This window comes from Streptomyces sp. NPDC054765 (assembly GCF_053612065.1).
The window spans coordinates 5,525-29,207 of the sequence record NZ_JBSHBP010000078.1; the positions used below are offsets into that span (position 1 = coordinate 5,525).

17 protein-coding genes are annotated in these 23,683 nt (G+C 72.1%); 12 read left to right on the forward strand and 5 right to left on the reverse strand.

The features are described 5' to 3' along the window. The 9 genes from ACWGJY_RS32685 to ACWGJY_RS32725 all read left to right on the forward strand — a co-directional run. On the forward strand, nt 1-3,777 hold a 3,777-nt coding region (locus ACWGJY_RS32685; protein ID WP_453264495.1), incomplete at its 5' end, for a HAMP domain-containing protein. 255 nt (nt 3,778-4,032) lie between these two features. Beyond that, nucleotides 4,033-4,692 carry a response regulator gene (locus ACWGJY_RS32690; RefSeq protein WP_453264496.1) on the forward strand — a complete coding sequence of 220 codons (660 nt, stop codon included), beginning with the start codon at nt 4,033-4,035 and terminating at the stop codon, nt 4,690-4,692. 92 nt (nt 4,693-4,784) lie between these two features. After that, nucleotides 4,785-7,556, forward strand: coding sequence for a DNA translocase FtsK (locus ACWGJY_RS32695; RefSeq protein WP_453264497.1), 2,772 nt, complete (start codon nt 4,785-4,787; stop codon nt 7,554-7,556). A gap of 224 nt (nt 7,557-7,780) precedes the next feature. Further along, the gene (locus ACWGJY_RS32700; protein ID WP_453264498.1) at nt 7,781-8,587 is read left to right on the forward strand and encodes a helix-turn-helix domain-containing protein; all 807 of its coding nucleotides are present in this window, start codon (nt 7,781-7,783) and stop codon (nt 8,585-8,587) included. A 103-nt stretch (nt 8,588-8,690) separates the two neighbouring features. Further along, complete coding sequence (gene rimO / locus ACWGJY_RS32705; RefSeq protein WP_453264499.1) at nt 8,691-10,193, forward strand: 30S ribosomal protein S12 methylthiotransferase RimO; 1,503 nt, start codon at nt 8,691-8,693, stop codon at nt 10,191-10,193. Beyond that, nucleotides 10,190-10,867 (forward strand): CDP-diacylglycerol--glycerol-3-phosphate 3-phosphatidyltransferase, encoded by a 678-nt coding sequence (pgsA, locus tag ACWGJY_RS32710; protein ID WP_453264500.1) that lies wholly within the window; start codon nt 10,190-10,192, stop codon nt 10,865-10,867. The genes rimO and pgsA overlap by 4 nt, the downstream gene beginning before the upstream one ends. Next, nucleotides 10,864-11,400 carry a CinA family protein gene (locus tag ACWGJY_RS32715; RefSeq protein WP_453264501.1) on the forward strand — a complete coding sequence of 179 codons (537 nt, stop codon included), beginning with the start codon at nt 10,864-10,866 and terminating at the stop codon, nt 11,398-11,400. The genes pgsA and ACWGJY_RS32715 overlap by 4 nt, the downstream gene beginning before the upstream one ends. A 94-nt stretch (nt 11,401-11,494) precedes the next feature. Beyond that, a complete protein-coding gene (locus tag ACWGJY_RS32720; RefSeq protein ID WP_018092941.1) occupies nt 11,495-11,878 on the forward strand; it encodes a helix-turn-helix domain-containing protein in 384 nt (127 codons plus the stop codon). 195 nt (nt 11,879-12,073) lie between these two features. After that, nucleotides 12,074-12,544, forward strand: coding sequence for a Dps family protein (locus ACWGJY_RS32725; RefSeq protein ID WP_453264502.1), 471 nt, complete (start codon nt 12,074-12,076; stop codon nt 12,542-12,544). Between the two features lie 577 nt (nt 12,545-13,121). Here ACWGJY_RS32725 and ACWGJY_RS32730 read toward each other — a convergent pair. From ACWGJY_RS32730 to ACWGJY_RS32740, 3 genes are all read right to left on the reverse strand, one after another. Further along, complete coding sequence (locus ACWGJY_RS32730) at nt 13,122-13,898, reverse strand: SDR family NAD(P)-dependent oxidoreductase (RefSeq protein ID WP_453264503.1); 777 nt, start codon at nt 13,896-13,898, stop codon at nt 13,122-13,124. A 32-nt stretch (nt 13,899-13,930) separates the two neighbouring features. Further along, entirely contained in the window at nt 13,931-14,797 is an 867-nt protein-coding gene (locus ACWGJY_RS32735) for an Fpg/Nei family DNA glycosylase (RefSeq protein ID WP_453264504.1), read from the reverse strand. Between the two features lie 70 nt (nt 14,798-14,867). Then, nucleotides 14,868-19,724 (reverse strand): Lhr family helicase, encoded by a 4,857-nt coding sequence (locus tag ACWGJY_RS32740; protein WP_453264505.1) that lies wholly within the window; start codon nt 19,722-19,724, stop codon nt 14,868-14,870. Nucleotides 19,725-19,850: 126 nt separating this feature from the next. Here ACWGJY_RS32740 and ACWGJY_RS32745 point away from each other — a divergent pair, with 126 nt between their 5' ends. The 3 genes from ACWGJY_RS32745 to ACWGJY_RS32755 are packed head-to-tail and all read left to right on the forward strand — an operon-like array spanning nt 19,851 to nt 21,967. Further along, nucleotides 19,851-20,801 (forward strand): AraC family transcriptional regulator, encoded by a 951-nt coding sequence (locus tag ACWGJY_RS32745; protein ID WP_453264506.1) that lies wholly within the window; start codon nt 19,851-19,853, stop codon nt 20,799-20,801. A gap of 9 nt (nt 20,802-20,810) precedes the next feature. Next, nucleotides 20,811-21,662 (forward strand): AzlC family ABC transporter permease, encoded by an 852-nt coding sequence (locus ACWGJY_RS32750; RefSeq protein WP_453264507.1) that lies wholly within the window; start codon nt 20,811-20,813, stop codon nt 21,660-21,662. Next, nucleotides 21,659-21,967, forward strand: a complete 309-nt coding sequence (locus tag ACWGJY_RS32755) for an AzlD domain-containing protein (protein WP_453264508.1) — start codon at nt 21,659-21,661, stop codon at nt 21,965-21,967. Before ACWGJY_RS32750 ends, ACWGJY_RS32755 begins: the two co-directional genes overlap by 4 nt. A gap of 3 nt (nt 21,968-21,970) precedes the next feature. On the opposite strand, the gene ACWGJY_RS32760 is transcribed toward ACWGJY_RS32755, so the two are convergent. Both ACWGJY_RS32760 and ACWGJY_RS32765 read right to left on the reverse strand, forming a co-directional pair. Continuing rightward, a complete protein-coding gene (locus ACWGJY_RS32760) occupies nt 21,971-22,894 on the reverse strand; it encodes a hypothetical protein (RefSeq protein WP_453264509.1) in 924 nt (307 codons plus the stop codon). 219 nt (nt 22,895-23,113) lie between these two features. Further along, entirely contained in the window at nt 23,114-23,623 is a 510-nt protein-coding gene (locus tag ACWGJY_RS32765; RefSeq protein ID WP_453264510.1) for a MarR family winged helix-turn-helix transcriptional regulator, read from the reverse strand. Between the last annotated feature and the right edge of the window lie 60 nt (nt 23,624-23,683).

Genomic DNA, 23,683 nt, shown 5'->3' on the forward strand with positions numbered 1-23,683 from the left:
GAACTCACCGACTCCGTCAACTTCATGGCGGGGAACCTGACGTCCCAGGTGCGGCAGATCGCGCAGGTGACGACGGCGGTTGCGCGCGGTGACCTCTCCCAGAAGATCGACGTGGACGCGCGCGGCGAGATCCTGGAGCTGAAGAACACCATCAACACGATGGTCGACCAGCTCTCCGCGTTCGCCGAGCAGGTCACCCGGGTCGCCCGGGAGGTCGGTACGGACGGCAGGCTGGGCGGTCAGGCGCAGGTGCCGGGCGTCGCGGGTGTCTGGCGGGATCTGACCGACTCGGTGAACGGCATGGCCGGCAACCTGACGGCCCAGGTCCGCAACATCGCGCAGGTCGCCACGGCGGTTGCGCGCGGTGACCTGTCGCAGAAGATCGACGTGGACGCCCGGGGCGAGATCCTGGAGCTGAAGAACACCCTGAACACCATGGTCGACCAGCTCTCCTCGTTCGCGGAGCAGGTCACCCGGGTCGCCCGCGAGGTGGGCACCGAGGGCATCCTCGGCGGCCAGGCCGAGGTGCAGGGCGTCAGCGGGACGTGGAAGGACCTCACCCAGTCCGTCAACTTCATGGCGAACAACCTGACCTCGCAGGTGCGCAACATCGCCGAGGTGACGACGGCGGTGGCCCGCGGGGACCTCTCCAAGAAGATCACCGTCGATGCCAAGGGCGAGATCCTCGAACTGGTCACGACCGTCAACACGATGGTCGACCAGCTGTCGTCGTTCGCCGAGCAGGTGACCCGGGTGGCCCGTGAGGTAGGCACCGAGGGCCAGTTGGGCGGCCAGGCGCGGGTGCCGGGAGCCACCGGTATCTGGCTGGATCTCAGCGACAACGTGAACCTGATGGCCAACAACCTGACCATCCAGGTGCGCAACATCTCGCAGGTCTCGGCGGCGGTCGCCAACGGAGACCTGACGAAGAAGGTCACGGTCGAGGCGCGCGGCGAGGTCGCGCAGCTCGCCGACACGGTCAACACGATGGTGACCACGCTGTCGTCGTTCGCCGACGAGGTCACCCGGGTGGCCCGTGAGGTGGGCACCGACGGCATCCTGGGCGGCCAGGCCCGCGTCCCCGGCGTCGCCGGTACGTGGAAGGACCTCACCGAGTCCGTGAACTCGATGGCCAACAACCTGACCGGCCAGGTCCGCAACATCGCCATGGTCACCACCGCCATCGCCAAGGGCGATCTGACCAAGAAGATCGACATCGATGCGCGGGGCGAGATCCTCGCGCTGAAGACCACCATCAACACCATGGTCGACCAGCTGTCGTCCTTTGCCGAGCAGGTCACCAGGGTGGCCCGCGAAGTGGGTACGGAAGGCCAGTTGGGCGGTCAGGCGCAGGTGCGGGGCGTGGCCGGCACCTGGCGGGACCTGACCGAGTCGGTGAACGAGATGGCCGGCAACCTGACCCGTCAGGTGCGTGCCATCGCCGCGGTCGCCGCGGCGGTCACCCTCGGCGATCACAACGTCCGGATCGACGTGGACGCGGCCGGCGAGATCCTGGAGCTCCAGGACAACGTCAACACCATGATCTCCACGCTCCGGGAGACCACCCTCGCCAACGAGGAACAGGACTGGCTCAAGGGCAATCTCGCCCGGATCTCCGGTCTGATGCAGGGTCGGCGCGACCTCAAGGACGTCGCCACGCTGATCATGAGCGAGCTCTCGCCCGCGGTCTCCGCCCAGCACGGCGCGTTCTTCCTCGCGGCGCAGCCCGACAGCCGGGAGATCGGCGCGGACGGCGCCGAGGCGGGCGCGTACGAGCTGCGGCTGATGGGTTCGTACGGCTACGCCATGGGCGGGATGCCGACGACCTTCCGGCCGGGCGAGACGCTGATCGGTACGGCCGCGGAGGAGGGGCGCACCATCCTGGTGGAGAACGTCCCGTCCGGCTATCTCAAGATCGCCTCCGGGCTGGGCGAGGCGCCGCCGGCGAATGTGATCGTGCTGCCGGTGCTCTTCGAGGACAAGGTGCTCGGTGTGATCGAGCTGGCCTCGTTCCAGCCGTTCACCCAGATCCAGAAGGACTTCCTCAGCCAGATCGCCGAGATGATCGCGACGAGTGTCAACACCATCTCGGTCAACACCAAGACCGAGGTGCTGCTCAAGCAGTCGCAGGAGCTGACCGAGCAGCTCAAGGAGCGGTCCGGCGAGCTGGAGAGCCGGCAGAAGGCGCTGGAGCTGTCCAACTCCGAACTGGAGGAGAAGGCCGAGCAGCTGCGCGCCCAGAACCGCGACATCGAGGTGAAGAACACCGAGATCGAGGAGGCGCGGCAGGTCCTGGAGGAGCGCGCCGAGCAGCTCGCCGTCTCGATGCGCTACAAGTCGGAGTTCCTGGCGAACATGTCGCACGAGCTGCGGACGCCGCTGAACTCCCTGCTGATTCTGGCCAAGTTGCTGGCCGACAACGCCGAGGGGAATCTCTCCCCGAAGCAGGTCGAATTCGCCGAAACCATCCATGGTGCCGGCAGCGACCTGCTCCAGCTGATCAACGACATCCTGGACCTGTCCAAGGTCGAGGCCGGGAAGATGGACGTCAGCCCGACGCGGATCGCGCTGGTCCAGCTCGTCGACTATGTGGAGGCCACGTTCCGCCCGCTGACCGCGGAGAAGGGACTCGACTTCTCCGTACGGGTCTCCCCGGAGCTGCCGGCGACGCTGCACACCGACGAGCAGCGGCTGTTGCAGGTGCTGCGCAATCTGCTGTCCAACGCGGTGAAGTTCACCGACAGCGGCGCCGTCGAGCTGGTGATCCGGCCGGCCGGTGCGGATGTCCCGGTGGCCATCAGGGAACAGCTGCTGGAGCACGGTTCGCTGCGCGACCCGGATGCCGACATGATCGCCTTCTCGGTCACCGACACCGGTATCGGCATCGCGTCCAGCAAGATGCGGGTCATCTTCGAGGCGTTCAAGCAGGCGGACGGCACGACCAGCCGCAAGTACGGAGGTACGGGCCTGGGCCTGTCCATCAGCCGGGAGATCGCCCGGCTGCTGGGCGGCGAGATCCACGCCGCGAGCGAGCCCAGCCGCGGCTCCACCTTCACGCTCTACCTGCCGCACAACCCGGGCGGGCTGCCGCCGCAGGGCTACCCGCAGTTGGTGGCCGGCGGGATCGCGATGGACGCGGAGGCGCGCGAGACGGAGGTCGGGCGGCAGGAGGCCGAGGAGCAGCAGGGCCTGGAGCAGGATTCCGGGGGCAACTTCAACCGGCGCCGCCGCCGGGCGGTTTCGGGCCCCCAGCGCCGTTTCGCCCTGCCCGGCCGGTCCCCGTCCGCGGCGCCGCCGCAGATGCCTCAGGCGCCGCCACAGCCCGCCCCGCAGCAGCCCGTCGAGGAGCCCTGGATCGGCAACGGCCAGGATCTGGTGGACCCGGCCTTCGAGGGCGGTTTCCATGGTGAGAAGGTGCTGATCGTCGATGACGACATCCGCAATGTCTTCGCGCTGACCAGCGTCCTGGAACAGCACGGGCTGTCGGTGCTGTACGCGGAGAACGGGCGCGAGGGCATCGAGGTGCTGGAGCAGCACGACGACATCGTGCTGGTCCTGATGGACATCATGATGCCGGAGATGGACGGCTATGCGACCACGGCGGCGATCCGCCGGATGCCGCAGTTCGCCGGACTCCCCATCATCGCGCTGACCGCGAAGGCGATGAAGGGCGACCGGGAGAAGAGCATCGACTCCGGAGCCTCCGACTACGTGACCAAGCCGGTGGATACCGATCATCTGTTGTCGGTCATGGAGCAATGGATGCGCGCGGAGTGAGGGAGCGTCCACTATGGAGGCGGAAGAGGATCATCGCGTGCTGACTCAGTGTCGCCGTGGACGTGTGGAAGCGCAGGATTCGGGGAACCTTCTGGTCTCTGTCCGCGTTTCTGCTACGTGCACAGTGACATCGCGGTGACAGGGTGTGGCGACAGGCGGGGTGCAGCTACCATGACCGGCACAAGGACGGGCGGCGTGACGGAGTCGTCCCCTGGGGTGGCGTCCGGTTCCATGCCGGGGCGAGGAGGACGGGCCATGGTGCAGAAGGCCAAGATCCTCCTGGTCGATGACCGGCCGGAGAATCTGCTGGCGCTGGAGGCGATCCTCTCTGCGCTCGATCAGACACTGGTGCGGGCATCGTCCGGGGAGGAAGCGCTCAAAGCACTGCTCACGGACGACTTCGCGGTGATTCTGCTCGATGTGCAGATGCCGGGGATGGACGGCTTCGAAACGGCCGCGCACATCAAGCGGCGGGAGCGGACCCGCGACATCCCGATCATCTTCCTCACGGCCATCAACCACGGCCCGCACCACACCTTCCGCGGCTACGCGGCCGGTGCGGTGGACTACATCTCCAAGCCGTTCGACCCCTGGGTGCTGCGCGCCAAGGTCTCGGTCTTCGTCGAGCTGTACATGAAGAACTGCCAACTGCGGGAGCAGGCCTCCCTGCTGAGGCTGCAGCTGGAGGGCGGGCGGCAGAGCGCCGACGAGGCGAGGGAGTCCGCGGGGCTGCTCGCCGAGCTCTCCGCGCGGCTGGCCGCGGTCGAGGAGCAGGCCGAGGCGCTGTCCAAGCAGCTGGACGAGACGGCCGACGCGGCGGCGGTCGCCACGGCGGCCCATCTGGAGCGCAAACTGACCGGTCTGCGCCGGGCACTGGACGCCCTGGAGCCGGGGTCGGGAAGCGCCGCGAGGTAACTGACGCCCTTTCATGAGACGGGCGTGCGACACGTTCGGGTGAAGCGCGGTGCGCTCGTGTGATGTCCGCGTTCGCCTGTAATCTCGACGCCATGGCCTCACGTACGTCCGGCAAGGGAACCCAGAGCACGGCGGGCCCCTCGAAGCAGCGCGCCGGACGGACCGCGGGCGCAGCCAAGAAGACCGCCGCGAAGAAGGCGCCCGCGAAGCCGCCGGCCAAGAAGACCGCGGCCGCGAAGAAGGCACCGGCCAAAAGGGCTCCCGCCAAGAAGGCCGCGGCCCCCAGGCCGGCGCCGTCACCCACCGGAGGTGTCTACCGCCTCGCCCGCGCCTGCTGGCTGGGGCTGGCGCACACCATCGGGGCGGTGTTCCGCGGGATGGGCCGCGGCGCCAAGAACCTCGACCCGGCGCACCGCAAGGACGGGCTGGCGCTGCTGCTGCTCGGCCTGTCGCTGGTCATCGCGGCCGGTACCTGGTCCAACCTCAGCGGCCCGGTCGGCGATCTCGTCGAGCTCTTGGTGACCGGGGCGTTCGGGCGGCTCGATCTGGTCGTCCCGATACTGTTGGGCGGCATCGCCGTACGCCTCATCCGGCACCCCGAGCAGCCGGAGGCCAACGGCCGGATCGTCATCGGGCTGTCCGCGCTGGTGGTCGGAGTCCTGGGGCAGGTCGCGATGGCCTGCGGCTCGCCGGGCCGGGACGACGGGCTGGCCGCCATACAGGACGCCGGCGGCTATCTGGGGTGGGTGGCGTCCAAGCCGCTGATCTTCACCGTCGGGCAGACCCTGGCCGTGGCGCTGCTGGCGCTGCTGACCCTCTTCGGGCTGCTGGTGGTCACCGCGACGCCGGTGAACGCCATCCCGCAGCGGCTGCGTGCGCTCGGCATCCGGCTGGGCGTGGTGCAGCCCGAGGAGCCCGAGGAGTACTACGACGAGGCCGAGGACTACGCCGAGGAGTGGCGCGAGCAGCCTGCCCGCAAGCCGCGCCGCGCTGCCGCCGGGCCGGCCTCGGGCGACCCGGACGCGAGAGAGGAAGCGGCGCTGGCCAAGCGGCGCCGCCCGCGCCGGGCTTCCGCGCAGCCCGCCGTGGACCGGCCGATGGACGCGGTGGATGTGGCTGCCGCGGCCGCCGCTGCGCTGGACGGTGCGGTGCTGCACGGCGTCCAGCCGTCCCCGCTCGTCGCCGGGCTCAGCAGCAGCATCTCCGGGGAGCGCCGGGGTCACGGCGAGGACACCGCGGGGGAGGGCGGCACGGTGCCGCCGGCCCGCGGCGCGGAGCCGAAGCCGGCCCCTGCCGAGGACACCCCGGCCGTACCCGACTTCACCAAGGCACCTCCCGAGCCGTCCGGTGATTTGCCGGCGCGCGCCGAGCAGCTCCAGCTGTCCGGCGACATCACCTACGCGCTGCCCTCGCTGGACCTGCTCTCGCGCGGCGGTCCCGGCAAGACCCGCAGCGCCGCGAACGACGCCATAGTGGCCGCGCTGACCACCGTCTTCCAGGAGTTCAAGGTCGACGCGGCGGTCACCGGCTTCACCCGCGGCCCGACGGTCACCCGCTACGAGGTCGAGCTCGGCCCGGCCGTCAAGGTCGAGAAGATCACCGCGCTGGCCAAGAACATCGCCTACGCGGTGGCCAGCCCCGACGTCCGGATCATCAGCCCGATCCCCGGCAAGTCCGCGGTCGGCATCGAGATCCCCAACACCGACCGCGAGATGGTCAACCTCGGCGATGTGCTGCGGCTGGCCGACGCCGCGGGCGACGAGCACCCGATGCTGGTGGCGCTCGGCAAGGACGTCGAGGGCGGCTACGTCATGGCCAACATGACGAAGATGCCGCACGTCCTGGTGGCCGGCGCCACCGGTTCCGGCAAGTCGTCCTGCATCAACTGTCTGATCACCTCGGTCATGGTGCGGGCCACGCCGGAGGACGTCCGGATGGTGCTGGTCGACCCCAAGCGCGTCGAGCTGACCGCGTACGAGGGCATCCCGCACCTGATCACGCCGATCATCACCAACCCCAAGCGCGCCGCCGAGGCGCTGCAGTGGGTGGTGCGCGAGATGGACCTGCGCTACGACGATCTCGCGGCTTACGGCTTCCGGCACATCGACGACTTCAACGAAGCGGTGCGCAGCGGCAAGGTCAGCTCACCCGAGGGCAGCGAGCGCGAGCTGGCGCCGTACCCGTATCTGCTGGTGATCGTCGACGAGCTGGCGGACCTGATGATGGTCGCGCCGCGCGATGTGGAGGACTCGATCGTCCGCATCACCCAGCTCGCCCGCGCGGCCGGTATCCATCTGGTGCTCGCCACCCAGCGCCCGTCCGTCGACGTGGTCACCGGCCTGATCAAGGCCAATGTGCCCTCCCGGCTCGCGTTCGCCACCTCCTCGCTCGCCGACAGCCGGGTCATCCTCGACCAGCCGGGTGCCGAGAAGCTGATCGGCAAGGGCGACGGGCTGTTCCTGCCGATGGGCGCCAACAAGCCGGTCCGTATGCAGGGCGCGTTCGTGACCGAGGCAGAGGTCGCGGCGATCGTCCAGCACTGCAAGGATCAGATGGCGCCCGTCTTCCGGGACGACGTCACCGTGGGCACGGCGAAGAAGAAGGAGATCGACGAGGACATCGGCGATGACCTCGATCTGCTGTGCCAGGCCGCTGAGCTGGTGGTTTCCACTCAGTTCGGGTCGACCTCGATGCTGCAGCGCAAGCTGCGGGTGGGCTTCGCCAAGGCCGGGCGGCTGATGGACCTGATGGAGTCGCGCACCATCGTCGGGCCGAGCGAGGGGTCCAAGGCGCGTGACGTTCTGGTGAAGCCTGATGAGCTGGATGGCGTGCTGGCGGTGATCCGGGGGGAGGCTACCGAGTAGCACAGACATCCGGGTCACCCGTACGAGAGAAGAAAGCAACCGTTTCTCCTGCCGATACGTCAAGTTGAGGGAGATGAGGGAACGATGCTTCACCATCGAGCCCCAGGGCACCGCCGACGGCGTTCCGATGGCGTACAAACTCCGCTCTCCCGCTTGCCCGACCCTTTCGCTCCACCCCTAGACTGAACTTCCAGCAGGTGGCTACACGCTCGAAAGGCGCCCCCGTGTCCATCGGCAACTCCCCCGAAGCAGACCGGCCTTCCGTCGGTGCTGCCCTCCAGAAGGCCCGTATCGGAGCGGGACTGACCGTCGAAGAGGTCAGTACGTCGACACGGGTGCGCATTCCCCTCGTGCAGGCGATTGAGCAGGACGATTTCTCCCGCTGTGGCGGCGACGTCTATGCCCGGGGACATATCCGTGCGCTCGCCCGCGCCGTATCCCTCGATCCCGGACCGCTGATCGACCACTTCGACGCCGAACACGGCGGACGGCCCGCGCCGACCCCCGCCGCCCCGCTCTTCGAAGCCGAGCGGATCCGCTCCGAGCCGCGCCGCCCCAATTGGACCGCGGCGATGGTCGCGGCGATCGTCGCGGTGGTCGGGTTCATGGGCTTCACGCTCTTCACGGGCGGCGGCAAGAGCGACGGCGGGCCGGTCGCGGCCGGCGACGCCAATGCGAAGCCGGCGCCGGCACCCACCCGCCATCCCTCGACCATCAAGCCGCCCCTCAAGCCCGAGCCCTCCGACAGCGCCGTCGCCGGACTGCCGAAGGACAAGGTCACGATCAAGGTGACCGCCCGCGACGGCCAGAGCTGGATCTCCGCCAAGGACGCCAACGGCAAGCTCCTGGAGGACGGCCTGCTCAAGAAGGGCGAGTCCAAGACCATCACCGACAAGGAACGGATCGACCTGGTCCTCGGCAACGCCGGAGCCGTACAGCTGTACGTTAACGGCAAGGAGGTCAAGCAGGTCGGCGACAAGGGCACCGTGGAGCGTCTCAGCTACACGCCGGGAGACCCCCAGGCGGGCTGAGAGCCCGTCCCCGGGGGCGTCCGCCGACCGTGCAGGGGGCCCCGGACCGGCTGCGGAGCCCTGGGCGCCAGGGGGGCGGCCGGGACAAAGTAGGCTGAGGCCTATGCCCGAACGCCGTACCGTCGCCCTTGTCACTCTTGGCTGCGCCCGTAACGAGGTGGACTCGGAGGAGCTCGCAGGCCGCCTGGCAGCGGACGGCTGGGACCTCGTCGAGGAAGCCGCCGATGCCGATGTCGCCGTCGTCAACACCTGTGGCTTCGTCGAGGCCGCCAAGAAGGACTCCGTCGACGCCCTGCTGGAAGCCAACGATCTGAAGGATCACGGCAGAACCCAGGCCGTGGTGGCCGTCGGCTGCATGGCCGAGCGCTACGGCAAGGAGCTCGCCGAGGCGCTGCCCGAGGCCGACGGTGTGCTCGGCTTCGACGACTACAGCAATATCTCCGACCGGCTGAAGACCATCCTGAACGGCGGCATCCATGCCGCACACACCCCGCGCGACCGCCGCAAGCTGCTGCCGATCAGCCCGGCCGAGCGCCAGGGCAGCGCCGGGGTCGCGCTGCCCGGCCACGCCCAGACCGGGGCGGCCGAGCCGGCGGCTCCGCCGGAGGATCTGCCGGAGGGCATCGCGCCCGCCTCCGGGCCGCGTGCGCCGCTGCGCCGCCGGCTCGGCAGCAACCCCGTCGCCTCGGTGAAGCTTGCCTCCGGCTGCGACCGGCGCTGCTCGTTCTGCGCCATCCCCTCGTTCCGCGGCTCCTTCATCTCGCGCCGGCCCTCCGATGTGCTCGGTGAGACGCGCTGGCTGGCCGGGGAGGGCGTCAAGGAGATCATGCTGGTCTCCGAGAACAACACCTCCTACGGCAAGGACCTCGGCGACATCCGGCTGCTGGAGACGCTGCTGCCCGAGCTGGCGGCCGTCGACGGCATCGAGCGGATCCGGGTCAGCTATCTCCAGCCGGCCGAGATGCGCCCCGGACTGATCGATGTCCTGACCGGTACCGACAAGGTCGCGCCCTATTTCGATCTGTCCTTCCAGCACTCGGCGCCCGGTGTGCTGCGCTCGATGCGGCGCTTCGGCGGCACCGACAGCTTCCTGGAGCTGCTGGAGACGATCCGCACGAAGGCGCCGCAGGCCGGTGCCCGCTCCAACTTCATCGTCGGCTTCCCCGGGGAGAGCGAAAGCGACCTCGCGGAGCTGGAGCGCTTCATCACCGAGGCCCGGCTCGACGCCATCGGCGTCTTCGGCTACTCCGACGAGGACGGCACCGAGGCCGCCTCGTACGAGGACAAGGTCGATCCGGACGTGGTCGCCGAGCGGCTGGCGCGGGTCTCGCGGCTGGCCGAGGAGCTGACCGCGCAGCGCGCCGAGGAGCGGGTCGGCGAGACGGTGCGGGTGCTGGTCGACCGGATCGACGACGAGGACGGCATCGTCGGGCGGGCCGCCCACCAGGCACCGGAGACCGACGGCGGCACGCTGCTGTCGACCGGCCAGGAGCTGGAGCCCGGTCGTATGGTCGAAGCAAAGGTGGTGGCGAGCGAGGGCGTGGACCTCGTGGCGGAGGTGCTGTCGGTGGACGGCACGGGGTGTACCGAGGAGGCGGGCAGATGACCGGAGTCCCGGCTTCCGCAGCAGGTGGCCCGCGCACGGCGCCGGTCGTCCGGCAGGCCGGGCTGTGGAACATCGCCAATGTCCTGACGATGCTGCGGCTGGTGCTGGTCCCGGCCTTCGTGCTGCTGCTGATGCACGACAACGGAACCGATCAGGCCTGGCGTGCCTTCGCCTGGGCAGCCTTCGCCGTCGCCATGATCACCGATATCTTCGACGGGCATCTGGCACGCGCTTACAACCTGGTCACCGACTTCGGCAAGATCGCGGACCCGATCGCGGACAAGGCGATCATGGGCGCCGCGCTGATCTGTCTGTCGGTGCTGGGCGATCTGTCCTGGTGGGTCACCGGCGTGATCCTCTTCCGGGAGCTCGGGATCACACTGATGCGGTTCTGGGTGATCAAGCATGGGGTCATTCCGGCCAGTCGTGGCGGCAAAATCAAGACATTGGCCCAGGGCACCGCGGTGGGTATGTACGTCCTGGTGCTGTCCGGTCCGCTGGCGACCTTCCGCTGGTGGGTGATGGCGGTGGCGGTGGCGCTGACCGTGGTCACCGGGTTCGACTACATCCGGCAGGCCGTGGTGCTGCGCCGGGCCGGGCTGGCCCGGGAGCGGGCCGGGCAGGCCGACATGGCGGGCAAGGCCGGCAAGGCTGAGAAGGACACGACGCGGTGAGCGGGCCGGGTGCTGTCGCGGCCGGGGCGCTGGAGCTGCTCGCCGGGCGGGGGCAGAGCCTGGCGGTGGCCGAATCACTGACCGGCGGACTGGTGGCGGGTGCACTGACCGCCGTCCCCGGGGCCTCGCGGGTCGTCCGCGGCTCGGTGACGGCGTACGCCACGGACCTCAAGCGGGAGGTGCTGGGCGTGGACGGCGCCCTGCTGGCCGCGCGCGGGGCCGTGGACGGCGAGGTCGCCGAGCAGATGGCGAGCGGTGTGCGGCGGGTGCTGGGCGCCGACTGGGGCATCGCCACCACGGGGGTGGCCGGCCCCGATCCTCAGGACGGGCATCCGGTGGGCACCGTTTTCGTGGCGGTCCGGGGGCCGGACGGTTCCGGGGCGGTGCGGCGGCTGGCGCTCGCGGGGGACCGTGACCGGATCCGCCAGGACACCATCGAGGCCGTGCTCGGGCTGTTGTTGAGCGAACTTGCAGAAAATACGCGGGCACAGGATACGGAACAACACGGGGGGAATGGATGTTTGCAGCCCTGAGTGAACACGTACTTGCACCCCGCACGCCTACAGCCCGAGGCGGTACGGTGGGGCGAGAAGGATCCGGATCCGAGGTCCGAGGAGGGAGCCAGCGATGATTCTGCTTCGTCGCCTGCTGGGTGACGTGCTGCGCCGACAGCGTCAGCGCCAGGGCCGAACCCTGCGCGAGGTCTCTTCCTCCGCCCGGGTGTCGCTCGGCTATTTGTCCGAGGTGGAGAGGGGGCAGAAGGAGGCTTCCTCCGAGCTGCTCTCATCGATCTGTGACGCGCTGGACGTGCGCATGTCCGAGCTCATGCGGGAGGTCAGCGATGAGCTGGCGCTCGCCGAGCTGGCAGCGTCCGCGGCCGCGAGCGATCCGGTGCCCGCACCGGTGCGGCCGAAGCTCAATTCGGTGTCCGTCACGTCCCTGGCCGGTGTGCCGGAGGATCGCGTGACCATCAAGTCCCCGGCCGATGTCGTGGATGTCGTCGCGGCCTGACACCCCTGTTCGTACGCACCGGAGCCCCGGTGGGCAGCAAGCCCGCCGGGGCTCCGTGCTGCCCGGGTGCGGGCGGTGTGCGAGGCGGGCCGGGGCCCGGCGGGTGCTCGGGCGGACCGTCCGGGGCGCTCGGAGCGGGCGATTCATTTGTACGATGGCTAAATCGGATGAATCGCCTGAAATGGGAGTATCTGAATGTCTGTCGTCACGAGCACACTGTCCGACGGGGACCGCGGCATCGTCGGGACCGCTCTGCAGGGAGCCCTCGTCGATCTGGTGGACCTCTCCCTCGTCGCGAAGCAGGTGCACTGGAATGTCGTCGGCCCGCGGTTCCGCTCCGTACACCTTCAGCTCGACGAGGTGGTCGCCAGCGCACGGCAGCACGCCGACACGGTGGCCGAGCGGGCGTCCGCAATCGGGGTGTCCCCCGACGGGCGGGCCGTCACCGTGGCCAAGACCAGCGGCATCAGCGAGATCACGGACGGCTGGATCAAGGACGGCGATGTGGTGCGGGCGATGGTCGACGCGCTCGGTGCGGTCATCGGCCGGATGCGGGAGCGGATCACCGCCACCGCGGATCCGGACCCGGTCAGCCAGGACATCTTCATCGGTCTGACCGCCGACCTGGAGAAGCACCACTGGATGTTCCAGGCCGAGGCCCACTGACGGGCGGCGAGGCCCGCGGAGGGTGCGGACCCCGGGGTGTGGCTCCCGCGGCCTGCGGTGCCGGCCTCCGCTCCGGAGCCTGTGGGGGCGAGGTGGTTGGCGGGGCTTGCGGGGCTGTCCGTTCCGGGGGAGTGGTTGCCGGGGAAGCGGTTGCCGGGGCTTGCGGGGCGATCTGCGCGCCGGAAATGCCCCGGTGCGCCCTCCCGCCGGGCGCCGGGACCCGTCTAGCGTCGGTCGGAGGAGGCAGCCATGGGGTGGCGTGACGTCTCGGCCCGCGGGCCGGCCGGCCGGCTCCCGGAGCGGGGGCGGGCCGGCCGGTGCCCACGGGCCGTGCCGGGGCGCTGGATATCCGGGGCCGTCGTCGGGGTGGTGTGGTGGTGGGCCGCGGTCCGGCTGGTGGTGTGGCCGCAGTCAGCGGGGGTGGTCGAGGGGGTCGTGACGCTGGGCGGCTGGGGGCTCAGCCTGCTGCCGGTGCACTGTGTTCCGTGGGCGGACCGAAGCGACGGGGGCTGCCGCCGCGCCGTGGTCCGGGCGGTCCGGGGGGCCAAGGGGGTGCGGGGGGTGTGGGGGGCGGTGTTCACCAGGGCATGGCGACGCCGCCGTTGGGGCGGAGGATCTGGCCGGTCATGAAGGACGAGGCATCCGACGCCAGATGCAGCACGGTGTGCGCGATGTCCGCCGGCTCTCCGACCCTGCCCAGGGGGGACATCCGGATCATCGGCCCCTCGGCCTGCTGCCGCTCCTGCGCGGTGTGACGCCCGGTCATCGCCGTGCGGACCCAGCCCGGGGCGACGGCATTGACGCGGATGCCGTGCCGGCCGACTTCCGTGGCCAGGGTCCTGGTGAGCTGGACGACGGCGGCCTTGGCGGCGCCGTAGCAGAGCAGGCCGGGTGCGCCGGTGTCGATCGCGCCGGACGCCATGTTCACGAGGGAGCCCCGGGTGGCGGTGGCGATCATGGCGCGGGCGGCCTCCTGGCAGCCGTACAGCACACCCTTGAAGTTGGTGTTCCAGACCCGGTCCAGATCCTCGTCCGTGGTCTCCAGGACGGCGGAGGAGTGCATGATTCCGGCGATGTTCGCCATCACATCGAGGCGGCCGGTGGCGCTGCGGGCGGTGTCGACGACGGCGGCGATCTCGTCGCGCCGGGTGACATCGAGGCGGTGGGCATGCGCGGAGCCCCCGGACGCGGTGACCGCCGCCACGGTCGCCTGCACGCCCTGGTCGTCGAGGTCCGCGCAGTGGACGGTGGCTCCGGCCTCGGCGAGGAGGGCGGCGGTGGCGCGGCCGATACCGCTCGCCGCGCCGGTGACGATCGCGGTGCGGCCCGTGAGGTCGTACGCCGTGAGGGGCATGAGGTGAGGGTAGGGACGAATCTGACGGTGCGTCAATTGGTGGGCGTCTGCGGTCGGTCCGAGGGCCGGGCGGCCGGCCGGTCGGGCTGGCAGGCGGGGCACCAGTAGGTGACGCGCTCCTCGGCGGTGGGGGCCCGGCCGGCGGTGTGGATGGCGGCGCCGCAGCGCAGGCAGGGGAGGCCGGCCCGGCCGTAGACCCACAGCCGGCGGTCGGGGCGGGCTCCCGCACCGCCCTCGAACGGGCGCGGGCCGCAGCCCCAGGGAGTGGTGGTGCGGGCGAGGCGGTTCCTGTTGGCGTCGAGGAGCTTCTTGGCGAGGGCCGGCATCCGCTCCGGGCGGGGCAGCCGGCCCACGGGGAGCCAGGGGGAGGCGCCCAGCAGAAAGCACAGCTCCGACTTGTAGACATTGCCGATGCCGGCGAGATTGCGCTGGTCGAGCAGGGCCTCGCCGAGGGGTCGTTTTGGGGCGGAGAGCAGCCGGCGCAGGGCTTCTGCCGGGTCCCAGTCGGGGCCGAGGAGGTCGGGGCCCAGATGGCCGACGACCCGGGACTCGTCGGCGGTGCGCAGCAGGTCGAGTACGGGCAGGCGGTAGCCGACGGCGGTGTGTGCGGCGGTGCCGAGGACCGCCCTGATCTGGTGGGCGGGGCCACCGCGCCAGCGCTCGTCCGGGGCGTAGATCTTCCATGCGCCGTCCATCCGCAGAGTGGAGTGCAGGGTGAGGCCGCCCTCGAAGCGGTTGAGGAGATGCTTGCCGCGGGAGACCACGTCCAGCGCACCGCGGCCGGTCAGATCCACCGTCGCGAGCCGGGGGACCCTCAGGTCGCAGTGGATCAGCGGGCTGCCGGCCAGCGCTTCTCGGAGCCGCTGGGCCAAGCGCCAGACGGTGTCGCCTTCGGGCATGCCACCATCATGCCGGGTGGGGGGGCGACGGCGGGGCCCGCGGCGCGGGCGGCTCGGCCGCCGCCTGCTGTCATCCCCGCAGCCGCAGCCCCCTTGGGGTCGGGTGGAAGCCCGCGGACTCCAGGGCGGTGGCGTAGGGGGAGGTGAGCGCCGAGGTGCCGTTGATGCGTTCGGTGGTGAGGGTGCCGAGGGCGCCGGCGCGGGCGGCATCCGTGAGCGCCTCGACGGCGAGCCGGAGGCGGGTGTCCGTGGCGGCCGGGGCCGGTTCGTGTCCGCACGGCCAGATGAGCAGGGTCTTGCCGCCGCGTTCCAGGTAGAGCGTCAGCTCGCCGTCGACGAGGACGACGAGGGAGCCCGCCTTGCGGCCGGGTTTGTGCGTCGAACCCTCGGGCGGTTCGGGCCAGGACAGGGCGGCGCCGTAGGCATTCGCCGGGTCGGCGGCGGCCAGGACGACGGCGCGCTGCGGACCGCCGCGCCGGGGCCCCGCCGGGCCGTCGTCCGGCAGGGCGTCATCGGCGGTGCGCTCCCGCTGGGTGCTGACCGCGCGCAGCCGGTCCACCGCGCCGTCCATCGCGAACTGGGCGGCGCCCAGGCCCTCCACCACATAGCCGCGGCGGGCCTGGCCGGACTCCTCGAAGGCGGCCAGGACGCGGTACGCGGCGGAGAAGCCGCCCTCGACGCCCTCGGCGGCGACCGCGCCGCGGGTGACGATGCCGTGCCGGTCCAGGAGCGTACGGGCCAGGGCGTGGGCGCGGTGGGTGGGGTCCGGCTCGGGGGCGGGCAGCAGTGACCAGCGGCCGCCCACGGTCGGCGGGCCGGAGCGGGAGGCGGTGGGGCGGCCACTGCGGCCCGTGGCCGCGGTCAGGGAGCCGTATCTGCCCCGGGGGACGGCCCGGCGGGCGCGATGGGCGGTCGAGCCGGCCGTACGGCCCGAGCCGAGGAGGGCGCGCAGCGGGGCCAGGGTGTCATTGGTCAGCCGGCCCGACCAGGCCAGGTCCCACAGGGCGTCGGCGAGCTGGGGGTCGGTGGCATCGGGGTGGGTGGTGGCGCGGACCTGGTCGGCGAGCTGGCGGAAGAACAAGCCGTACCCCGGGGCGAGGGCGGTCAGCAACGACTCGTGCAGCGCGGTCAGTTCGAGCGGCAGCGGCTGCGGGAGCAGCAGCGGGGCGGCGTCGGCGAGATGGAGCATGACCCAGCCGTCCTTGCCGGGGAGCGCACCGGCGCCGGCCCACAACACCTCGCCGGTGGTGGTGAGTTCGTCCAGCAGCGCGGGGGTGTAGCCGCCGACGCGGGAGGGCAGCACCAGCTTCTCCAGTGCGGAGGCGGGGACGGGGGCGCCCTGGAGCTGCTCGATGGCGCGCACCAGACCGTCGATACCGCGCAGGCCGTGCGACGCGCCGCCGAGCGGTGCGGGCACTCCGCTCGCCGGAGCCGGGCGCGGGGCGCCGAGGTGCTGCCACTGGGGGAGGAAGGCGGCGAGCGCGGCGGGCGGCACCGGCTCCAGCTCCTCGCGCAGCGCGGCCAGCGAGCGGCGGCGCAGCCTGCGCAGCACCTGGGCGTCGCACCACTCCTGGCCGATGCCCGCGGGGTGGAACTCCCCCTGGACGACCCGGCCGGCGGCGGCGAGGAGATGCAGTGCGCCGTCGGTGACGGCCGTGCCGAGGCCGAAGCGGGCGGCCGCCTGCTCGGAGGTGAACGGACCGTGCGTGCGGGCGTAGCGGGACAGCAGATCGCCCAGCGGGTCCTTGACCGGTTCGGTGAACGACTCCGGGACGCCCACCGGCAGTGGCGTGCCCAGGGCGTCGCGGAGCCGGCCGGCGTCCTCGACGGCGGCCCAGTGATCCGTGCCCGCGATCCGCACCGGGATGGCGCGGCGGGCGGCGGCCAGTTCCCCGGGCCAGGCCGGATCCGCGCCGCGCTCGGCCAGCTCGGCGGCGGTCAGCGGCCCCAGCAGCCGCAGGACGTCGGCGACGCCCTCCACGTCCTTGACCCGCCGGTCCTCCGTCCGCCACTGCAGCTCACGCTCCAGCTCGGCCAGCACCTCGGCGTCCAGCAGCTCGCGCAGCTCGGCCTGGCCCAGCAGCTCGGCCAGCAGCCGGGAATCCAGGGAGAGGGCGGCGGCGCGGCGCTCGGCGAGCGGGGAGTCGCCCTCGTACAGGAACTGGGCGACATAGCCGAACAGCAGCGAGCGGGCGAACGGGGACGGCTCGGGGGTCGTGACCTCCACCAGGCGGACCCGGCGGGCCTCGATGTCCCCCATCAGCTCCGTCAGACCCGGTACGTCGAAGACGTCCTGGAGGCATTCGCGGACGGCCTCCAGCACGATCGGGAAGGACCCGAACTCGCTCGCCACCTGGAGGAGCTGGGCGGCGCGCTGCCGCTGCTGCCACAGCGGGGTGCGCTTGCCGGGGCTGCGCCGGGGCAGCAGCAGGGCACGGGCGGCGCACTCCCGGAACCGGGAGGCGAACAGCGCGGAGCCGCCGACCTGATCGGTGACGATCCGGTCGACCTCACCGTGCTCGAAGGCGACATCGGCCGCCCCCACGGGGGACTGCTCGGGGTCGTACTCCGCGCCGCGGGCACCGGGGCCCGGATCGGCGGCCGGGTCGAAACCGCCGTCGCCGTCCAGGAGATCGAGGCCCATCAGATCGGCGTCGGGCAGCCGCAGCACGATGCCGTCGTCGGCATGCATCACCTGGGCGTCCATGCCGTAGCGCTCGGAGAGACGGGCGCCGAGGGCCAGCGCCCACGGGGCGTGGACCTGCGCGCCGAAGGGGGAGTGGATGACCACCCGCCAGTCGCCGAGCTCGTCACGGAACCGCTCCACGACGATCGTGCGGTCGTCGGGGACATGGCCGCAGGCCTGCTTCTGCTCGGCGAGATAGCCCAGCACATTGGACGCCGCCCAGTCGTCCAGCCCGGCGGCGGACAGCCGGGCCCGCGCGTCTTGGGGACCGAGCGCACCGAGCTCACGGAGGAACGCGCCCAGCGCACGGCCCAGTTCGAGGGGGCGGCCCAGCTGGTCGCCCTTCCAGAACGGCAGCCGCCCCGGCACTCCGGGGGCAGGGGTGACCAGCACCCGGTCGCGGGTGATGTCCTCGATGCGCCAGGACGTCGTGCCGAGCGTGAAGACATCGCCGACGCGGGACTCGTAGACCATCTCTTCGTCGAGCTCGCCCACCCGTCGCCCACCACCACCCCGAGTGGAGCCGCTTCGCGCCGCAGTGTCTGATGGTCGCCCCCCACCACCCGTGCCCGAGTCGCCGCCCGCCAGGAACACCCCGAACAGGCCGCGGTCGGGGATCGTGCCGCCGGAGGTGACGGCCAGCCGCTGGGCGCCGGGGCGGCCCGTGACGGTCTGCGCCACGCGGTCCCACACCAGACGCGGGCGCAGCTCGGCGAAGACATCGGAGGGATAGCGGCCGGCGAGCATGTCCAGCACGGCCGTGAACGCCGACTCGGGAAGGCCGGCGAACGGGGCCGCCCGCCGGACCACGGCCAGCAGCTCCCCGACGTCCCAGGTGTCCATCGCGGTCATGGCGACGAGCTGCTGGGCGAGGACGTCCAGCGGATTGGCCGGCACCCGCAGCGCCTCGATGGCGCCCGAGCGCATCCGCTCGGTGACCACCGCCGCCTGCACCAGATCGCCGCGGTACTTGGGGAAGACGACGCCCGTCGAGACCGCGCCGACCTGGTGCCCGGCCCGGCCGACCCGCTGCAGCCCGGAGGCGACCGACGGCGGCGACTCCACCTGGATGACCAGATCGACCGCGCCCATGTCGATGCCCAGCTCCAGACTGGAGGTGGCGACCACGGCCGGCAGCCGGCCCGCCTTCAGGTCCTCCTCGACCTGGGCGCGCTGCTCCTTCGACACGGAGCCGTGGTGCGCACGGGCCAGCAGCGCCGGAGCGCCCTTGGCGGCACCGGACCCGCCCATCAGCTCCGCGGGGGAGTGGTGTTCGGCCAGCGCCGTGGCGGAGCCGTCCTCGTCGGGCACCGCGCCCGCCGAGCGTTCGTAGGCGATCTCGTTGAGACGGTTGCACAGCCGCTCCGCCAGGCGGCGGGAGTTGGCGAAGACGATCGTGGAGCGATGGGCCTGGACGAGATCGGCGATCCTCTCCTCGACCTGCGGCCAGATGGACGGCTTCTCGCCGGTCCCGCCCTCCTGGACCGGCGAGCCGCCCAGCTCGCCCATGTCCTCCACCGGGACGACCACCGAGAGGTCGAAGCGCTTCCCGGACGGCGGCTGGACGGTCTCCACCCGGCGCCGCGGCGACAGATAGCGGGCCACCTCCTCCACCGGGCGCACCGTCGCCGACAGCCCGATCCGGCGGGCCGGGCGGTCCAGCAGCTCGTCCAGCCGCTCCAGGGACAGCGCCAGATGCGCACCGCGCTTCGTCCCGGCCACCGCATGGACCTCGTCGACGATCACGGTCTCGACGCCCGCCAGCGCCTGGCGGGCCGAGGACGTCAGCATCAGGAACAGCGACTCGGGGGTCGTGATGAGGATGTCCGGGGGGTGGTTGGCGATCGAGCGGCGCTCGGCGGGCGGGGTGTCCCCGGAACGGATGGCGACCGTGATGTCCGGCTCCGGCAGCCCGAGGCGGACCGACTCCTGGCGGATGCCCGTCAGCGGACTGCGCAGATTGCGCTCCACATCGACGGCCAGTGCCTTCATCGGTGAGACGTACACCACCCGGCAGCGCTTCTTCGGCTCGGCGGGCGGGGGAGCGCTCGCCAGCGCGTCCAGGGACGCGAGGAACGCGGCGAGGGTCTTGCCGGAGCCCGTCGGCGCCACCACCAGGACGTCGGAGCCCGCGCCGATCGCCCGCCAGGCCCCCTCCTGCGCGGCGGTGGGCGCACTGAACGCCCCGGCGAACCAACCGCGGGTCGCGGGGGAGAACGAATCGAGCACTGCCTCGGCCATGTCCTCCATCGTGCACCGGACCACTGACAACGCGGTCACCGCGCGCTGCGCCGCCCGCCGCCGGCCTGCCCGTCCATGCTGCGGACGCGCAGGCCGGCGGCCGTCCGGCGGACGCAGAATGGGGGCATGGTCACGGTCGGCGGACAGCGCGCGGCGGGCGGCGTGCCCGGTGCGGGCGCCACGCCGCGGGCGCCCGGTGAGTGGGCACGCCACTGGCGCTACGCCGGGCTGCCCGGCCTCGACCTGCTGCGCGCCCGTTACGTCCGGCACTCCTTCCCCCGTCATGCGCACGACGGCTATGTCGTCTGTGCGGTCACCTCGGGTGTGGAGGAGGTCGGACTCCGGCAGGGCACCGTCCGGGCCGGTCACGGCGGCATCATCATGATCAACCCGGAGGTTGCGCACACCGCGCGGGCGGGCGTGCCCGAGGGCTGGGCCTACGCCACGCTCTACCCCTCGCCCGAGGTCGTCGCCGGGATAGCGGGGGAGACCACGGCGCTGCGCGGCACCGCGGGGTTCGACGAGACGGTTGCCGAGGACCCGCACCTCAGTCACATGATCACCGAGATCCACCGGGCCGCCGAGGCCGGCAACGCCCTCGCCGCCGACAGCCTGCTGCGGATCGCTGTCGCCCGGCTGCTGCGCCGCTACGGAGGCCCGCTCCCGGCGCGTACGCCCCGCGGCGCGGGCGCCCGGACCGCCGCCCGCGCCCGGACCGTCCTGGAGGAGCGGATGGCCGACCCGCCCTCCCTGGAGACGCTGGCGCAGGAACTCGGGACCAGCCCGTTCGCGCTGCTGCGGGCCTTCCGGGGCGCATACGGCATGCCGCCGCACACCTGGCTCACCGACGCCCGGGTGCGCCGGGCCCGCAGGCTCCTGGAGGCGGGCAGCGCGCCCGCCGAGGCGGCCGTGGCCGTCGGCTTCACCGACCAGCCGCATCTGAACCGGCACTTCACCCGCATCGTCGGTGTGCCACCCGGCGCGTACCGCAGGGAACGCCCGGCCCGGGACCTGTCGCCCCGTACGGGGAACGCGGGCGCAAGAACGTACAAGACCGCCGGGGCCGCGGGCGCCTAATGTCCGGGTGTGGCACAACAAACAGAGATACCCACCACGGAGCGGACCGCCGCGCCGCCGCTGCCGGCCCAGCCCGCGAAACCCGGCTCCGCCGTCATCAGGGACGCGCTCGGCGTCGGCATCGCCGTCGGTCTGTCCGGCTTCGCCTTCGGTGTGACATCGGCCGGCGCCGGGCTCGGCCTCCTGCAGACCTGTGCGCTCAGCCTGCTGGTGTTCACCGGAGCCTCGCAGTTCGCCCTGGTCGGCGCGCTGGCGGCGGGCGGCAACCCGCTCACCGCCGCGGCCGGCGCGTTCTTCCTCGGCGCCCGCAACGCCTTCTACGGGCTGCGGCTGTCCGCCGTCCTCGGCTACCGGGCACGGGTGCGGCCCTTCGCCGCCCACTGGGTCATCGACGAGACCTCCGCCGTCGCCCTGGCCCAGCCCGACCGCCGCAGCGCCCGGCTGGGCTTCACCGTCACCGGGCTGACCCTCTACACCCTGTGGAACCTCACCACCCTGGCCGGCGCCCTGGGTGCCGGGGCGCTCGGTGACACCGCCGCCTGGGGACTGGACGCGGCCGGCCCCGCGGTCTTCCTGGCGCTGCTCGCGCCGATGCTCCAGGACACCGCCGAGCGGGCCGCGGCCGGCCTTGCCGTGGTGCTGGTCATGATCACCCTGCCACTGCTGCCCACCGGCGTGCCGGTGCTGGTCTCGGCGCTCGCCGCGCCCGCCGTCCTCCTCGTACAGGGGCGGCGGGAGCGGGCAACGGGGGCGGCGCGGACACCGCGGCCCGGTACCCAGGGGGCCGCCACCGCCGTGCCGCCCGCGCCCCGTGACGGGGCCGCGGAGCTCCGCAACGCCCTGCAGGAGGACCGGGCATGACCGTCTGGATCGCGATCGCCGTCACCGCCGTCGGCTGCTACCTGGTCAAGTACCTGGGGCTGTCGGCGCCCGCCGGCGTACTGGAGCGCCCGCTCGTCAAGCGGCTGGCCGCACTGCTGCCGGTCGCCCTGCTGGCCGCGCTCACCGCCCAGCAGACCTTCAGCGACGGCCACCACCTGATGCTCGACGCCAAGGCCGCGGGGGTGGCCGCCGCGGCCGTCGCGCTCGTGCTGCGGGCGCCGTTCCTGCTGGTCGTCGCCGTCGCCGTGGTCGTCACCGCAGGGGTACGGGCCCTGGGAGGGTGAGGCTCAGGTGAGGCGGCGCCCGTACGCCCGGAGGGTCCCCAGCGCCTTGAGCGTCACCATCGGGCGGCTCTCCAGCGCCGTCCCGGGCGCCCACACCCGCCAGTTGACCGGCCAGCCGCCGTCCTCCTCCTGGAGCGCGGCGAGACGGTCCAGCGCCCGGTCCATCTCCTCGTCGGTGAACCAGTCGCGGGCCAGTGAGCCGGGCGTGGGGGCGTAGTCGTACGCCAGGTGGTGCTCCCCGGGGGCGTAACCCTGCGGCACCGGGACATCCGCGGCCCGCTCCGGGTCCAGCAGCACCAGCCGCTGTTCCCGGACGAGCCGGCCGAGCCGCCGTGCCGCGGCGGCGGCCCGCGGCCGGTCCGGGGCGCCGTCCAGGAAGGCCACCGCCGCCTCGACCTCGTACGGATGGGTCCCGGTCAGCGACTCCACGGCCGCCCAGCAGTAGTCCGTGGCCCGGAACAGCCAGGCGTGCCAGACCTCGTTGCGGTGCAGCACCCCCACCACCGGACCGGTGGCCAGCAGCGCGCTCGGCGGATCGTCGACCAACGGGATCCAGGGCGCGGCCGGATAGCCGCGCTGCGAGGGGTGCAGCGCGGGCAGCGCACCCTCCGGGGTGGAGACCTTCGTCAGATAGCGGCAGATCCGCTCCACCTGGCGGCCGTCACAGCGCCCGATCAGATCGAGGACCTTCAGGGCGTGGGCGGTGTGCAGCGGCTGGCTGACCGGGCCGCGGAGATCGGGCTCCAGGGCGTGGCCGAAGCCGTCGTCGTCATTGCGGTACGCGGCGAGCGCGGTTTCGACCGGGTCGGCCCCGCCGCCCAGGAAGTGGTACTCGAAAAGCCGCTGCTCGAGCACCCGCGCGGTCAGCCAGACGAATTGCTCGGCACGCGCCAGAGGGGTCGAAGGGGGTCTTTCGTTTTCGGCCATGGGCTGACCGTAGGGCGGAAATCCCCCGGCGGCACCGGCTCGTGCACCGCTGCCCTCCCAGGGCGGGATACTGGAGGCATGCGGTTGACGGATCTTGCGGCGGCCACGGCCCGTCCCTCGTCAACAGCAGGCCGCGGGACGCACCACGGCTACGGTCCGCTCCACGCGGCCCGTCATCCGGTGGTGCGGCGCCCAAGGAGAAGCGGGGCCGGTGTGACGCTAGGCGCTGTCCGCGACACCGCCGTCCCCGGAGGCCGCGTCCTGCTGGTCCGCGGCGAGCCGGGCGGACGCCGCGTGGAAGGCTTCGAGGCCCGCCGCGAGCTGTGCGACATCGGCGGGTTCCATACGGTCGAGGGTGGCCGTGACCTCCCGGCTGCGGGCCACCCGGTACTGCTCCAGCAGCAACCGGCCGCGCAGGCTGAGCCGCAGTTCGACCTCCCGTCGGCTCGTCGCGCTGGGGCCGCGTTCCGCGAGGCCCATGGCTTCCAGGCGGTCGCAGAGCCTGCTGACCGCCGGCGGACGCGAGCCGAGGGCTTCGGCGAGGGTGCGCAGATTGGTGCCTTCACGTTTCTCGATCACCAGCAGCGCGCGCAGTTGGGACAGCGAGACCTCCGCCGAGCGTGCCGCCTCCTGCCCGCGTCCCCACAGCACCTCGAGCAACTCGGAAGTGGCGAGGGCCGCCGCGCTCGCGCGCTCGTGGGGATGGGGCCGACCGGTGAAACGGGACACACGAGCACTGTGTCACCCTGTGCGTCCCCTTGTCAGACCGACCCTGCCCTTGGCCCTGGA

What these genes read in the sequence shown, in the direction of transcription:
- ACWGJY_RS32690 (WP_453264496.1), top strand. Translation starts at nt 4,033, where the DNA reads ATGGTGCAGAAGGCCAAGATCCTCCTGGTCGATGACCGGCCGGAGAAT.
- ACWGJY_RS32695 (WP_453264497.1), top strand. Translation starts at nt 4,785, where the DNA reads ATGGCCTCACGTACGTCCGGCAAGGGAACCCAGAGCACGGCGGGCCCC.
- rimO (WP_453264499.1), top strand. Translation starts at nt 8,691, where the DNA reads ATGCCCGAACGCCGTACCGTCGCCCTTGTCACTCTTGGCTGCGCCCGT.
- pgsA (WP_453264500.1), top strand. Translation starts at nt 10,190, where the DNA reads ATGACCGGAGTCCCGGCTTCCGCAGCAGGTGGCCCGCGCACGGCGCCG.
- ACWGJY_RS32720 (WP_018092941.1), top strand. Translation starts at nt 11,495, where the DNA reads ATGATTCTGCTTCGTCGCCTGCTGGGTGACGTGCTGCGCCGACAGCGT.
- ACWGJY_RS32725 (WP_453264502.1), top strand. Translation starts at nt 12,074, where the DNA reads ATGTCTGTCGTCACGAGCACACTGTCCGACGGGGACCGCGGCATCGTC.
- ACWGJY_RS32730 (WP_453264503.1), bottom strand. Translation starts at nt 13,898, where the DNA reads ATGCCCCTCACGGCGTACGACCTCACGGGCCGCACCGCGATCGTCACC.
- ACWGJY_RS32735 (WP_453264504.1), bottom strand. Translation starts at nt 14,797, where the DNA reads ATGCCCGAAGGCGACACCGTCTGGCGCTTGGCCCAGCGGCTCCGAGAA.
- ACWGJY_RS32740 (WP_453264505.1), bottom strand. Translation starts at nt 19,724, where the DNA reads ATGGCCGAGGCAGTGCTCGATTCGTTCTCCCCCGCGACCCGCGGTTGG.
- ACWGJY_RS32745 (WP_453264506.1), top strand. Translation starts at nt 19,851, where the DNA reads ATGGTCACGGTCGGCGGACAGCGCGCGGCGGGCGGCGTGCCCGGTGCG.
- ACWGJY_RS32755 (WP_453264508.1), top strand. Translation starts at nt 21,659, where the DNA reads ATGACCGTCTGGATCGCGATCGCCGTCACCGCCGTCGGCTGCTACCTG.
- ACWGJY_RS32760 (WP_453264509.1), bottom strand. Translation starts at nt 22,894, where the DNA reads ATGGCCGAAAACGAAAGACCCCCTTCGACCCCTCTGGCGCGTGCCGAG.